Raw genomic sequence first — 13711 nt, forward strand, 5'->3', positions numbered from 1 at the left:
GATGTCAACTAGTGAGCTGCGATTCGACGACCAGGTCGCCGTCATCACCGGCGCGGGCGGTGGCCTGGGCAAGGAGTACGCCCTACTGCTGGCATCTCGCGGGGCGCGCGTGGTGGTCAACGACATTGGCGGTTCGGTGACCGGCGATGGTTCTGACACCACGGCGGCTGAGGCCGCAGCAGCCGAAATCCGGCAGCTCGGTGGCGAATCCGTCGCCGACAGCCACAGCGTGACCACCCCGGACGGGGGAGCGGCGATCATCGACACCGCCCTGAGTACCTGGGGACGAGTCGACATCGTGATCAACAACGCCGGCATCGTGCGGGATGCGCCGTTCGAGGACATGACCGCCGAGCGGTTCGAACCGCTGCTGGACGTGCATCTCAGGGGTGCTTTCCACGTGACCCGCCCGGCGTGGAAAGTGATGCGCGAGCAGAGATATGGGCGAATCCTCAATACGACCTCGGCGGCTGGAATCCTGGGCGCCCCCGGCATGAGCAATTACGGCTCGGCCAAAACCGGGCTGATCGGCTTCACCCGTGTCCTGGCCGCCGAGGGCGCCGACCACAACATCAAGGTGAACGCCGTCGCCCCAATCGCCTTTACCCGGATGCTGACACACTCGATCGACAGCGCCGGGCCACCGGAGGACGCGGGGTCCCAGGCGGTAATGGACGACCTTGTCAACCAGTATCTGAAAAAGCTGGACCCGGGGCTGGTGGCGCCGGTGGCGGCCTTTTTGACCCACCGCGATTGCCCGGTTACGGGAGAGATTTATACCGTTGGCGCAGGACATGTTTCCCGGTTTTTCATCGGGCGCACCAAGGGCTTCTACAGTCCCGAGCTGTCCGTCGAGGAGGTGCGGGATCACCTGGCCGAGATCCGCGACGAAGCCGGATACACGGTGCCCGGTGGACCCGCCGACGAGATGAGCGAGCTCTTCGCGACGCTCATGTCTTCATGAGCCACGTTGGGCTCGAGGTCAGCAGCCGAACGCTATCCCGATGCCGTCGGGTGGCGGCACCGACCGCAAACAGCCGAACTGCTGGATTCCGGCGCTGCTGAACCGCACCGCGGACTGGTGGGCGTAGTTCACACAGAACAGGCCGGCCTGGTCGGCGCGACACCGGTAGTCGTCATAGGACAACGTGTCCCCGCCCACCAACTCGGCCCCGTTGCCGTTGACGAACGGACCCGGATCGGCCCGGGCCGCTCCGACCCGCAGGTTCGTCCCGTCGAAGTCGACCCATCCGCCTTTCCACTCGCCGTAGGCCGTTTCCGGCCGAGGTGGGGGATTGGTCAGGTCGACCAGGCAGGTCAGCATGCCGCCGGTGTGGTGGGAATCCGTCGTGCACGTGACGGGGCGGCCCGCGGAGCCGGCCGCCAAAGTGAAGGCGATGTCGTTACCCAGCTGCGTGGTGACGCCGTCGCGCGTGACGGCGTGATAGCGGGCCGGATCAGCCCCATGACCTGCCTCGATCCACGTGATGACATCAGAGATCGCTGCGCCGGCCGCTGGTGGGGCCGACGGCCCCGGTGGTTTGCTCCCCGGCGAGACTGTGCTCGCCGTCGCAGAACTCCCGGTTGTCTGGGTCTGCTGCGACTGGCCTCCGCCGGTGTGTGAGCAACCGGCAACCAGCATCGAAAGTGTGACCAGCGCGGCCATTCGCATGCCGACAGGCTAACCGTCACACTTCGGATTTAGGCGCTCCGCGCGCCCTACATACGTAGTGTCGGCTACCGTCGGCGTATGCACGAGCGCACTATCCGCGCACGCACCGTCAGCGGCACCGTCGAGGGCTTTACCCGCGGCGGCGTCAACCGCTGGCGATCCATCCCCTATGCGCGGCCGCCGGTCGGGCGGCTGCGATTCCGGGCGCCGCAGCCGGCTCGGCCCTGGTCGGGTGTGCGTCATTGCCACGGCTTCACCGACTGCGCTCCCCAGCAGCGTCGCTACACGTTGCTCGCTCTCGGTAAATACCAGTCCATGAGCGAGGACTGCCTCACCCTCAACGTCGTCACGCCGGAAACCGCTTCCACCGAACCACTGCCGGTCATGGTCTTTGTTCACGGTGGCGGATACATCCTGGGCAGTTCGGCGACCCCGCTGTACGACGGCGCCGCATTGGCTCGCCGCGGTTGCGTGTACGTATCGGTCAACTACCGCCTCGGCGCACTGGGATGTCTTGACCTCTCGTCGCTGTCCACCCCGGACATCACCATCGACAGCAACCTGTATCTACGGGACCTGGTGCAGGCGTTGCAGTGGGTGCGCGACAACATCGCGGGATTCGGTGGCGATCCGGACAATGTCACCATCTTCGGTGAGAGCGCGGGTGCGTGCATCACCGCCACGTTGTTGGCCGTGCCGGCCGCCGAGGGCCTGTTCGCCCAGGCGATCTCCGAAAGCCCGGCGTCGGGCCTGGTGCGGTCGAAGGAGATTTCGGACCAGTTCGCCACGCGGTTCGCCGACTTGCTGGGCGCGCGGCCCGGCGATGCCGCCAACGCGTTGATGCAGGCCACGTCGGCTCAACTCGTGGAAACCCAACACCGGCTGATCGATCAGGGCATGGAGAACAGGCTGGGCGCCTTCCCCATTGGCCCGGTGATCGGCGACGACTGCCTGCCCGAAGATCCCGTCGAGGCGATGCAGAGTGGTCGGGCGCATCGTGTCCCGCTGATCGTGGGCACCAACGCCGAGGAAGGCCGGTTGTTCACCCGCTTCCTGCGCATGCTGCCCACCAACGAATCGATGATCGAGGAATTGCTGGCCGACGCGGAACCGGCTGCGCGCGAACGTATTACGGCCGCATACCCGGGTTATCCGTCGTCGTCGGCCTGCATCCAGCTCGGCGGTGACTTCGCCTTCAGCTCGGCCGCCTGGCAGATCGCCGAGGCGCACAGCAGTCACGCGCCCACCTATCTGTACCGATACGACTACGCACCACGGATGCTGCGCTGGTCGGGTTTAGGAGCCACCCACGCCACCGAACTGCTCGCCGTCTTCGATTTCTATCGGACCCGGCTCGGCGGGTTTTTGACTGCCGCGGCCGACCAGCGCGCCGCGCTTCGGGTCAGCAACCAGGTGCAACGCCGTTGGCGAGCGTTCAGCCGCAGCGGGGTGCCCGGTGACGACTGGCCCGCGTACACCGCCGACGACCGCGCCGTCATGGTCTTCGACAGCAAGTGGCGTATCGAGTTCGATCCGCACCCGCATCGCAGGACGGCGTGGGCCGGCTTCTCATTGGCAAGGTGACCTGGCACGCTGACGTGGCACGCTGAAACCGTCAGCGAGAAATTCGGCAGAGGACGTCAATGGAGACCCAGCCAGTCGAACGCCCCAGTGATCTCACAGTTTCGTGGTTGACCGCCGCGATCGGCGCCGGAGACGTCGCCGACTTCGACGTGGAGCGCATCGGCACCGGCCAAATGAGCGAGTGCTACCGCGTCCGGCTCAGCTACGCGGAGGGGACCACGGGACCCGATAGGCCGGAGTCGGTGGTGCTGAAGGTTGCGGCCAGCGATCCGGTGAGTCGGCAAACCGGGTCGGCGCTGGGCCTCTACGAGCGCGAAGTTCGCTTTTACGGCGATATCGCGCCCCGCCTGGGCGGTCCGATAGCGCCCTGTTATCACGCCGCGGTCGACACCTCGACGGGGGTTTTTGACCTGCTGCTCGGCGACGCGGGGCCGGCGGTCGTCGGTGACGAAATCGCCGGTGCCACAATCGAACAGGCAACACTCGGTGTTGTCGAGCTGGGGCGGCTGCACGGCCCGCTGCTCGGCGACACATCGCTGGCCGACGCGCCGTGGCTCAACCGTGAGGCTCCGCTCAACCAGGCGATGATCACTGCCCTCTACGCCGGCTTCCTCGACCGTTACGGCGACCAGATCGCGCCGGCGCACCGCATGGTGTGCGAACGGCTGGTCGGCGCATTCGACGCCTACCTGGTCGCCGAAGGGGAGCGGGACGGGGTGCAGGGTCTGGTCCATGGCGACTATCGACTGGACAACATGTTGTTCGGCGTCGACGGAGCCGATCGAGCGCTGACGGTGGTCGATTGGCAGACCGTCTCCTGGGGACCGGCACTGACCGACCTTGCTTACTTCCTCGGCTGCGCACTACCGACCGATGATCGTCGGGCGCACTATGACACATTGCTACGGGCCTACCACGAGGCCCTCGGCCCGGACGCGCCCATCACCCTCGCCGATGTCGCCGAAGGTGTTCGCCGGCAAGGCTTTTTCGGCGTGACGATGGCGATCGTCTCGTCGATGCTGGTGGAACGCACCGAGCGTGGCGACCGGATGTTCATGACGATGCTGCAGCGGCACTGCGATCATGTGCTCGATACCGACGCGTTGGCGACGCTGCCCATTGCGGTCGCGCCGGAGCCGCTGCGGCCATCGGACGAGGACGAACTCGCGCATGTCCCGACCAGCGAACCGCTCTGGAGTGAGAGCTGGTATGCCGACTTCGTCGATCCCGCACAGGGATTCGGCGGCTGGTTCCGTATCGGTCTGGTGGCCAACCAGCAGGTCGCGTGGGTTCAGGTTCTGCTGTGCGGACCAAATCTGCCGACCGTGGCCGTTCTCGATTACGAAGTGCCGTTGCCCGCGGACCCGTGGGCGTTGCGCACCGACGCCTTCGACATCGGCCACTGCGCCAGCGCGCCGCTGCAGACCTATCGCGTCGACGTTCGCGCGCAGGGTCAGTCCTATTCGGACCCGTCGGCCCTATTGCGCGGAGAGCCGGGAACTCCAGTCGACGTGACGATGAATTTGGTGTGGGCCACCGACGGCGCCCCGTACAAGTACCGGGTGACGACGCGTTACGAAATTCCGTGCACGGTAACGGGAACCGTCACCGTCGACGACACCGGCTACCGCCTGGATTCCGTTCCGGGACAACGTGACCACTCGTGGGGTGTGCGGGACTGGTGGAGCATGGACTGGATGTGGAGCGCGTTGCACCTCAACGACGGCACGCACCTGCACGGGTTGGACATCGACATTCCGAATGTTCCCGCGGTGGGTATCGGCTATATCCAGGATCCCGACCGAAACGTCACCGAACTCCACACCGTGACTAACCCGCGAGCGTTCGGCGCCAACGGTTTACCGCTCAAGATGACCCTGAGCCTCGATCCCGGTGAGATCACCGGTGACGTGGATATCCATGGCCACGCACCGGTACGGCTGATTGCCCCCGACGGACGAGTAAGCGAGTTCGCACGCGCCTGGGTCAGCATCGACACCGCGGACGGCCGCAACGGCGTCGGCTGGATGGAATGGAACCGCAACCTCCCGCAACAGGCATAACCGCGGTGCCGGACGGCGCGGCGCCACCCATCGTGGTGATGGGTGTCTCCGGGTCGGGCAAGTCGACGGTGGGTTCCGCACTGGCGCAACGGTTGCGAGTGCCCTTCGTGGACGCCGACAGTTTGCATCCACCGGCCAACGTCGCCAAGATGAGCGCCGGCCAACCGCTCAATGACGATGATCGCTATCCGTGGCTGGAAAGAGTCGGGGAGTGGCTGGCCGGCCACAGTGACGGCGGTGTGGTGAGTTGTTCGGCGCTCAAACGCAAATACCGTGACGAGCTACGCACGCACTGTCCGCGCATTGAGTTCTTACACCTGCGCGGCTCACCGGAGATGATCCGTGCTCGGCTGGCCGCCAGATCGGACCATTTCATGCCGGCCGCGCTGCTGCGGTCACAATTCGATGCGTTGGAATCGCTGGGCGCCGACGAGACCGGTGTCACCGTCGATATCGGTCACGATGTCGATGCCATCATCGACACCTTCCTGATTACCAGGGGAGCCTGCGACGACGAGTCTTGACCTGCCCTCCGACTCGCTCTCGCGCGGTGTCGGCCAATTCGCTCCCGTGCGTGCGGGCGGTTTCAGCCAATTCCTCCCCGCGAGCTCGGGCGGTGCTGGCCAGCTTTTCGCCGCGCTTGCGGGCCTTTTTCGCCAGTGGTCCGGCCTTCTGGGCCGCCTCGTCCGCGAGCTTCTCGCTGCGTTCGCGGGCTTTTTCGGCCCTTTCGGCCACCTCGTTGGCCAGCTTCTCGCCGCGCTTGCGTGCCTTCTTGGCCAACGGCGCGCCTCGTTCGGCCGCGGTGTTGGCCCAATCGCGGCCGCGGTCCAGGGCTACCTCGGCGTACGGTGCGCTTCGTTCGGCTGCGGTGTTGGCCCATTCGCGCCCGCGGTCGAGGGCGGCTTCCGCGTAGGGTGCGCTTCGTTCGGCCGCCGTGTTGGCCAGTTCGCGGCCCCGTTCGGCGCCGACCTGCAATCCGTGCGCGATCCTTTCGCCGAACTCACCGAAGTCGGTGTCGTCGGATCCCGGTAGGGCGGAGGACACCCGCTCCGAAAGACGCTCGGCTGCCCGGCGGCCGCGCCATCCCAGCGACGGCTTGCCCGCGGTATCGGCGGAGGCGATCATCAATCCGCCCACCAGGCTCAAATCCTTCAGGAACCCGCGGCGCAGCTCGGCTTTGCGCTCCGGGTCGGTTTCGTTCCAGAACGAGTACGTTCCGAAATTGGCCGGCAGCACGGTGACCGCCAGTACGGCGGACGCGACGCGGGGCAATTTGCCCGTCGCGAGCAGCAAACCACCCCCGATCTGAACAGCCGCGGTTACCTGCGCGAACGTCTGGGGGTCGTTCGGCAGGCTGCGGGCCACCGAATCCGGCAACGCCTGCAGACCGTCCACCGCGGGCGCTGCGGCTTCCGCAGCTGACTTGGGATTAAGTAGGGACTCGACGCCTTGGCCGATAAACGCAACTGACAACAGTGGCCGTGCGATTCTGCGGATCAACATGGCAGGTGGGTTACCCGGCGATTCGGCAAACAAACCGCCGGTCCATCGCCGCAGTTGACGGGGATATGGTGGAGCGCGTGCGAGCGTTGATCATCGTCGACGTGCAAAACGACTTTTGCGCGGGTGGCTCGCTGGCTGTCACCGGCGGCGCCGCGGTGGCCGGCGCGATCAACGACTATCTGGCCGGCGACCCCGGCTACCAACACGTCGTGGCCACCAAGGACTTCCACATCGAACCGGGTGATCATTTCTCCGGCCACCCCGACTACTCCTCTTCCTGGCCGCCGCACTGCATCGCCGGAAGCCCCGGAGCCGATTTTCGCCCCGACCTCGACACCAGTCCGATCGAGGCGGTATTTCGCAAGGGTGCCTACGCCGCGGCGTACAGCGGCTTCGAGGGCGCCGACGAGAACGGGACGCCGCTGCTCGAGTGGTTGCAACAGCGGGGTGTCGACGAGGTCGACATCGTCGGCATTGCCACCGACCAGTGCGTCCGGCGAACGGCCGAGGACGCGGCACGAAACGGCTTGACCACCAGGGTATTGGTTGACCTCACGGCGGCTGTGGCGCCGAGTTCGGCCGCCGAAGCCTTGGCCCAGATGCGAAGTGCCGGTGTCGAATTGGTTGAGGCCGTCTGATGGTGGTGCCACTGGATCGCGAGTCACTGCTGGCCGCGGTGGAGCGGTCGCCGCAGGCGGCGGTCGCGCATGACAAGCAAGCTTGGGTAGGCCTCTTTACCGGCGACGGCCAAATCGAAGACCCGGTGGGCGCACGACCGCACGTGGGCCGGGTACAGATCGGGAACTTCTACGACACCTTCATCGGTCCGCGCGACATCAAATTCCATCGCGATCTCGACATCGTCTTCGGGACCGTCGTGCTCCGCGACCTCGAGCTCGAGGTGACGATGGGTTCGGCCGTCACGATGTACATTCCGGCGTTCCTGCGCTATGACCTTCGAGAAGCGAACGGGGAGTGGCAGATTGCTCATCTGCGGGCATACTGGGAGCTGCCCGCGATGATGCTGCAGTTCCTGCGAACCGGATCGCGAGCGGTGTCGCCTGCCCTGCAACTGTCGCGAGACCTGCTCGGCAATCAAGGGCTGCCGGGAACCGCGGGCTTCATGACCGGCTTTCGCCGGGCGGGTGTGCGGCACAAGAGGCTCGTGCAGACCTTCCTCGGTGCCGTTTCGCGCGGCGATACGTCCGTCGCCGAGCGCGCGTTATCACATTCTGCCGCAATCACTTTAGGTGACAAAGACCCGCTCGACATCGCCGAACTCGCGGAAGAGCTCAACGGAGCGAACTGGACCAAGATGAATGGTGCGGGATCCACGGTCACCCTCTCACTCAATTCAAGTCACGGGCGCGGCATCATGTTCGCCGACGTGGCCTGGCGAGGCAAAGCGATCAACCAGATCCGTTATTTTCCTGCCTGACCGCGCGCCCCGATCCGGTCTCTACCAGCACCGCCCGCGGCTAAAGCTGAGCTTGCAGGTCACTGCCGCCGGCCCGGCGACGCGCATCGCATGGTTGCACGTATTGCCGTGGGGGTGATGGGTGCCGTAGAAATAGCTGTCATGGAGCGGAAGCAAACGATGAATGTGGTGCGAACCGTCGGGGTTGGGGTGGCGATCACCGCCCTGCTGACTGTCACGACAGGCTGCGGCAAAGACGAAAAACCAGCTTCCTCGTCATCGTCGTCGAAATCATCGTCGACCTCAGCGGCGTCGTCGAGCTCAGCAGCATCCTCGTCGGCATCGAGCGCGGCGCCGTCGGGGACGGCCCCACTGGGCGACTACTCCAACTTGCTCATCCAGGCCAGCGATATCGGCGCTGACACGACATTGGGTCCGCCGCAACAGAACCCCGGCGGCGTGGCCGGGGTGGCGGTGACCTTCAGCAACAACGCCAAGACCCACACCATCGACGACCTCCTCGTGGTCTTCACCGATCCGGCTTCGGCTACGCAAGGGGCTAAAGACCGCCCGTCGTCGCTGGGCAAATACGTCACCGGTACCCCAGCGCCGTTCGAGGTCGGGACGAACGGGATCATCGTGGTCGGCCCGTCGCCCGATAACACCAAATCGGTGACCTACGTGGTGTTCGCCGAGGGCAAGGTCGTTGTCGATCTGGAGTTCGACAGCGGACCCAACGACGCCGCTCCGCAGGACTTCGTGCTTGACGTCGCCAAGAAGCAGGACGACGCCGTCAAGACCCGAATGACCAGCTAGTAGGGCTCACCGATCAGCAGCGCCACTGACGCTGCCGACAGGCACAGGAACGCGCCGGGAAAGGCGATGTTGTACAGGACGTGTGCCCTGAGGTGAGTCATCACCGCGCCGACGAAGAACAGGACCAGGCCGGCCGCGGCCGCGATACCTACAGCCGGTAGCGCCACGATCCCGACAACCAGCCCGACGGCTCCGGCTAGCTTTGCCGCCCCCAGTGCGGGCAACCACGAACGAGGAACACCGACCTCGGCCGAGTTTGCCAGGACGAATCCCGCGGGGATGAAGTCGGCGACGGCGATCCCGCCGGTGATAATCGCGGTAATCAGCGTGATCACAAGATATGCGGTGTGCATTCGAATCAGCTCCTTTTCCTTCGTTCAATCCGTTGCGGTGCAGCTATTTCGGCACCGGCGAGCCGCGTGGGTGCTGTGCGTGCTGCGGCGCACAATCGGTAGGGTCATGGTGCTGGTCTCCTCGGGACGGAGAGTTCGATCGATGCGGTCATCTTCTTGACGACTCCCGTGCGGAGAAGGTGACCCATGAGCGCAACCAAAAATCTGCTGGACCTCACCGATCTGGCACACCGGTTTGACGCGGACCGTCAGCACTTGCGGGCGGTGGCGTTTCGGCTGCTCGGTTCGATCGCGGATGCCGACGATGCGGTGCAATCGGCCTGGCTGAAGGCCAGTCGGGCGGATTTCGACAGCATCGGCGACATTGCCAACCTGACTGGTTGGTTCACGACGATCACCGCGCACGAGGCGTTCGACCAGCTTCGAGTGCGCAAGCGCCGTGCCGAGCAGCCGCTGGCCGACGCGGGAGAATTCGACCGGCTGGCGGCCACGGCGTCAGCGCCGGCGGACGAGGATGCGCTGTTGGCTGACTCGGTCAGCAGCGCCATGCAGGTCGTGCTGGACCGCCTCTCGCCCGCGCAGCGTGTCGCGTTCATCCTGCACGACGTTTTCGCCGTGCCCTTCGATGCGATCGGCGACGTGTTGGACCGGTCGCCGACGGCCGCGAAGAAGCTGGCGAGTCGGGCCCGATCGCGGCTGCACGACAACTCGCCCGCCCAACCCGGGCTCGTCGCCCAGCACCTCGAGATCGTGGAAGCCTTTCTGGCGGCCTCCCGCGGCGGCGACATCGCCAGGTTGCTCGAGCTGCTGGCTCCCGACGTGGTGCGCAGGGTCGACCGGCTGCTGGTTCCTGATGACGTGCCGACCGAGTTGCGTGGAGCACGTGAGGTCGCCGAGGAGACCCGTCGATTCGCCCAGCGCGCGCGGGCCGGTGTCGTCATGCTGGTCGACGGTGTGCCCGGCATCGTCATCGCGCCGCACGGGCGGGCGCAGATCCTGTTGCAGATCGGCATCGGGGCTGATAGCCGCATTCACGCGATTGACATCACCGCCGACGCCGACCACCTGCGCCGGGCCATTCTCGCGCTGCCGGGGTGGCCGTCTCAGGCACCGTTAAGTCCCTTCGGGTACCAAGGACATGAGACACGGCCGGCGCAGTCGTCGGCGATGGGGCGAGTACGGGAGCACGATGCTCGGTAAGCCGTTCGGACGGCGGAATCTGTTGCGGGGCGCTGGCGCGCTCTCCGCGGCGGCTTTGGCGCCGTGGGCCGGCGGTTGTGCTTCCGACGACGACGCCGTGACCTTCTTCTTCTCCGCGAACCCGGACGAGGCCGCCGCCCGGATGCGCGTCGTCCACGAATTTCAGCGCCGTCATCCCGACATCAAAATTCGCCCGGTACTTTCCGGGCCGGGCGTGATGCAGCAACTATCGACCTTTTGCGCCGGCGGCAAGTGTCCGGATGTCCTGCAAACGTGGGAGTTGTCCTATGCCGAGCTGGCTGACCGGGGCGTGCTGCTGGACCTCAACGACTCTTTGGCGCGCGACCAGGCGTTCGCGGCGCAGTTGAGAGCGGACAGCGTTGGGCCGTTGTATGACACGTTCACCTTCAACGAAGGCCAATACGCTTTTCCGGAGCAATGGTCCGGAAACTACTTGTTCTACAACAGGCAGCTCTTCGCCGACGCCGGAGTGCCGGCTCCGCCGACGGCCTGGGATAAGACCTGGACTTTCGGTGAATTCCGGGACGCGGCTATCGCGTTGACCAAGCGCGATGGATCGGGCCGAGTTACGCAATGGGGCTTCGTCAACACCTTTGTCTCGTACTACTCGGCCGGATTGTTCGCCTTGAACAACGGCGTGTCATGGTCTAGCCCGCGGAAGAATCCGACCCACTTCAATTTCGATAACGAGGCGTTCATGGAGGCGGTGCAGTTTTACGCCGACCTGGCCAACAAGTACAAGGCGGCGCCCAACGCATCCGAGGTGCAGTCGATGTCCACGCCTGATCTGTTCGCGTCCGGCAAGGCGGCGATGGCGCTGGGCGGCCACTGGCGATACCAAACATTCATCCGAGCTGCAGACTTGGATTTCGATGTCGCCCCGTCGCCGGTAGGACCATCGCTGCCCAAGGGGCAAAGCGCCCGTTCCAATATCGGCACCACCGGCCTGTCCATCTCGGCCAGCAGCCAACGCAAGGATCAGGCATGGCAGTTTGTCAAGTTCGCCACCGGCCCCGTCGGTCAGGCGATCATCGCTGAATCCTGCCTCTTCGTGCCGGTGTTACGGTCTGTGCTGAATTCGGACGGATTCGCCAAGGCCCACAATAGGATTCGAAATCTCGCCGTGCTCACCGAAGGGCCGTCCCACTCCGAAGGCCTGCCTGTCACACCGGCATGGGAAAAAATCGTTGCGCTGATGGACCGGAACATGGGACCCGTATTGCGAGGGGCCCGCCCGGCGACATCACTGACCGGTCTATCGCACGCCGTGGACGAGGTGCTGCAGAACCCATGACGTCGACCAACACCTCAGCGAAATCCGCGCCGGTCGGCGCGCAACGACGAGTCAAAAGACCTCGTCCCTCGCGCCGGCGCGAATGGGCCGGTCGCTTGTTCGTCGCACCGAACCTGCTCGCGGTCACGGTGTTCATGCTGTTTCCGCTCGGTTTCTCGTTGTACATGAGCTTTCAGCGCTGGGATGTGTTCAACCCGCCAAAGTTTGTGGGCCTAAGGAACTTCCAACAACTTTTCACCTCTGATCCGCTGTTTCTCATCGCCATCCGCAACACCGTGGTCTTCACCGTCGGAACGGTTGTACCGACGATCTTCATCAGCCTCGTCGTTGCCGCTGTGCTAAACCAGAAAGTCAAGGGCATCGGGGTTTTTCGGACCATCGTCTTCATGCCCTTGGCCATCTCGTCGGTGGTGATGGCGGTCGTGTGGCAGTTCGTCTTCAACACCGACGACGGGCTGCTCAACATCATGCTCGGCTGGATCGGCATCGGCCCGATCCCGTGGCTGGTCGACCCCAACTGGGCGATGGCCTCGTTGTGCATCGTCAGTGTGTGGCGCAGCGTTCCGTTCGCCACTGTCATCTTGTTGGCCGCGATGCAGGGAGTTCCGGAGACCGTCTATGAGGCAGCCAAGATCGACGGCGCCGGCGAGATACGGCAGTTCGCCTTCATCACGGTCCCGCTCATCCGCGGTGCGATATCTTTTGTGGGGGTCATTTCAATCATCCACGCGTTCCAAGCCTTTGATGTGGTCTATGTCCTCAACGGCTCCAACGGTGGGCCGGAGACCTCCACCTATGTTCTGGGCATCATGCTGTTCCAGCACGCATTCTCGTTCCTGGAGTTCGGCTATGCTTCGGCCCTGGCATGGGTGATGTTCGCGATCCTGCTGGTGCTGACCGTGCTGCAGTTGCGGATCACCCGCAGGCGTTCCTGGGAGGCTTCCCGTGGCCTTAGCTGAGCACGTGGTCAGGCGCAGCGTTCTTCGCGCTGTTCCGGCCTACGCCGCGCTGGTCGGCATCGCATGGTGCTGGCTGTTCCCGGTTGCCTGGGCGGTTTCGGGCTCGTTGAAAAAGGAAGGCGAGATCAGCGAGCCGACGTTGTTCCCCGCCAACCCGCAGTGGTCGAACTACACCGAGGTGTTCAAGCTGATGCCGTTCTGGCGGATGTTCTTCAACACCGTGCTCTATGCCGGCTGCGTCACCGCCGGCCAGGTCTTCTTCTGCTCGCTGGCCGGATACGCCTTTGCGCGCTTGCAGTTTCGCGGCCGCGACACGTTGTTCGTCTTGTACCTCGGCACCCTGATGGTTCCCCTGACCGTCACCGTGATCCCGCAGTTCATTCTGATGCGGATCGCGGGGTGGGTCGACACTCCGTGGTCGATGATCGTGCCGGGCTTGTTCGGTAGCGCGTTCGGCACCTACCTGATGCGGCAGTTTTTCCAAACGCTTCCCAGCGATCTCGAGGAAGCCGCAATTCTCGACGGTTGCTCGCCGTGGCAGATCTACTGGCGGATTCTGCTGCCCCATGCCCGGCCCGCGGTGATGGTGCTTGCCGTGCTCACCTGGGTCAACGTCTGGAATGACTTTTTGTGGCCGCTGTTGATGATTCAGCGCAATAGCCTGGCCACGCTGACTCTTGGGCTGGTCCGGCTACGGGGGGAGTACGTCGCGCGCTGGCCGATCATCATGGCGGCCTCGATGCTCATCATGGTGCCGCTGGTCGTCCTCTATGCGATCTCGCAACGTTCGTTTGTTCGTGGTATCGCGGTGACCGGAATGAGTGGGTGA

The 13711-nt window shown here is 64.8% G+C and carries 14 protein-coding genes; 11 read left to right on the forward strand and 3 right to left on the reverse strand.

What is annotated here, in order from left to right:
- Position 1: 1 nt before the first annotated feature.
- On the forward strand, positions 2–964 hold the full coding sequence (locus ACTXG5_RS17715; RefSeq protein ID WP_445160029.1) for an SDR family NAD(P)-dependent oxidoreductase: 963 nt from the start codon (positions 2–4) through the stop codon (positions 962–964).
- An 18-nt stretch (positions 965–982) separates the two neighbouring features.
- On the opposite strand, the gene ACTXG5_RS17720 is transcribed toward ACTXG5_RS17715, so the two are convergent.
- Positions 983–1672 (reverse strand): hypothetical protein, encoded by a 690-nt coding sequence (locus ACTXG5_RS17720; RefSeq protein WP_445160030.1) that lies wholly within the window; start codon positions 1670–1672, stop codon positions 983–985.
- Between the two features lie 78 nt (positions 1673–1750).
- Here ACTXG5_RS17720 and ACTXG5_RS17725 point away from each other — a divergent pair, with 78 nt between their 5' ends.
- The 3 genes from ACTXG5_RS17725 to ACTXG5_RS17735 are packed head-to-tail and all read left to right on the forward strand — an operon-like array spanning position 1751 to position 5843.
- Positions 1751–3256 carry a carboxylesterase/lipase family protein gene (locus ACTXG5_RS17725; RefSeq protein WP_445160031.1) on the forward strand — a complete coding sequence of 502 codons (1506 nt, stop codon included), beginning with the start codon at positions 1751–1753 and terminating at the stop codon, positions 3254–3256.
- Between the two features lie 59 nt (positions 3257–3315).
- The gene (locus ACTXG5_RS17730) at positions 3316–5319 is read left to right on the forward strand and encodes a DUF7064 domain-containing protein (protein ID WP_445160032.1); all 2004 of its coding nucleotides are present in this window, start codon (positions 3316–3318) and stop codon (positions 5317–5319) included.
- The gene (locus ACTXG5_RS17735; protein WP_445160033.1) at positions 5289–5843 is read left to right on the forward strand and encodes a gluconokinase; all 555 of its coding nucleotides are present in this window, start codon (positions 5289–5291) and stop codon (positions 5841–5843) included. The genes ACTXG5_RS17730 and ACTXG5_RS17735 overlap by 31 nt, the downstream gene beginning before the upstream one ends.
- Here the strand turns inward: ACTXG5_RS17735 and ACTXG5_RS17740 are convergent.
- Positions 5812–6822: a DoxX family membrane protein gene (locus ACTXG5_RS17740; RefSeq protein WP_445160034.1), complete on the reverse strand. Its 1011-nt coding sequence runs from the start codon at positions 6820–6822 to the stop codon at positions 5812–5814. The genes ACTXG5_RS17735 and ACTXG5_RS17740 overlap by 32 nt on opposite strands.
- 77 nt (positions 6823–6899) lie before the next feature.
- Here ACTXG5_RS17740 and pncA point away from each other — a divergent pair, with 77 nt between their 5' ends.
- The 3 genes from pncA (at position 6900) to ACTXG5_RS17755 (ending at position 9055) form a co-directional block, all read left to right on the forward strand.
- Complete coding sequence (gene pncA / locus ACTXG5_RS17745) at positions 6900–7460, forward strand: pyrazinamidase PncA (RefSeq protein ID WP_445160035.1); 561 nt, start codon at positions 6900–6902, stop codon at positions 7458–7460.
- Positions 7460–8260: a ketosteroid isomerase family protein gene (locus ACTXG5_RS17750; protein WP_445160036.1), complete on the forward strand. Its 801-nt coding sequence runs from the start codon at positions 7460–7462 to the stop codon at positions 8258–8260. Before pncA ends, ACTXG5_RS17750 begins: the two co-directional genes overlap by 1 nt.
- A 141-nt stretch (positions 8261–8401) precedes the next feature.
- Positions 8402–9055 (forward strand): hypothetical protein, encoded by a 654-nt coding sequence (locus ACTXG5_RS17755; protein ID WP_445160037.1) that lies wholly within the window; start codon positions 8402–8404, stop codon positions 9053–9055.
- Here the strand turns inward: ACTXG5_RS17755 and ACTXG5_RS17760 are convergent.
- Positions 9052–9408 carry a DoxX family protein gene (locus ACTXG5_RS17760; RefSeq protein ID WP_445160038.1) on the reverse strand — a complete coding sequence of 119 codons (357 nt, stop codon included), beginning with the start codon at positions 9406–9408 and terminating at the stop codon, positions 9052–9054. The genes ACTXG5_RS17755 and ACTXG5_RS17760 overlap by 4 nt on opposite strands.
- A gap of 186 nt (positions 9409–9594) precedes the next feature.
- Between ACTXG5_RS17760 and ACTXG5_RS17765 the strand changes: the two genes are divergently transcribed.
- The 4 genes from ACTXG5_RS17765 to ACTXG5_RS17780 are packed head-to-tail and all read left to right on the forward strand — an operon-like array spanning position 9595 to position 13711.
- Positions 9595–10608 (forward strand): sigma-70 family RNA polymerase sigma factor, encoded by a 1014-nt coding sequence (locus ACTXG5_RS17765; RefSeq protein ID WP_445160039.1) that lies wholly within the window; start codon positions 9595–9597, stop codon positions 10606–10608.
- Positions 10598–11923 (forward strand): ABC transporter substrate-binding protein, encoded by a 1326-nt coding sequence (locus ACTXG5_RS17770; protein WP_445160040.1) that lies wholly within the window; start codon positions 10598–10600, stop codon positions 11921–11923. Before ACTXG5_RS17765 ends, ACTXG5_RS17770 begins: the two co-directional genes overlap by 11 nt.
- Positions 11920–12882 (forward strand): carbohydrate ABC transporter permease, encoded by a 963-nt coding sequence (locus ACTXG5_RS17775; protein ID WP_445160041.1) that lies wholly within the window; start codon positions 11920–11922, stop codon positions 12880–12882. The genes ACTXG5_RS17770 and ACTXG5_RS17775 overlap by 4 nt, the downstream gene beginning before the upstream one ends.
- On the forward strand, positions 12869–13711 hold the full coding sequence (locus ACTXG5_RS17780) for a carbohydrate ABC transporter permease (RefSeq protein ID WP_445160042.1): 843 nt from the start codon (positions 12869–12871) through the stop codon (positions 13709–13711). Before ACTXG5_RS17775 ends, ACTXG5_RS17780 begins: the two co-directional genes overlap by 14 nt.

The sequence above is a fragment of the Mycobacterium sp. Dal123C01 genome (assembly GCF_052566995.1).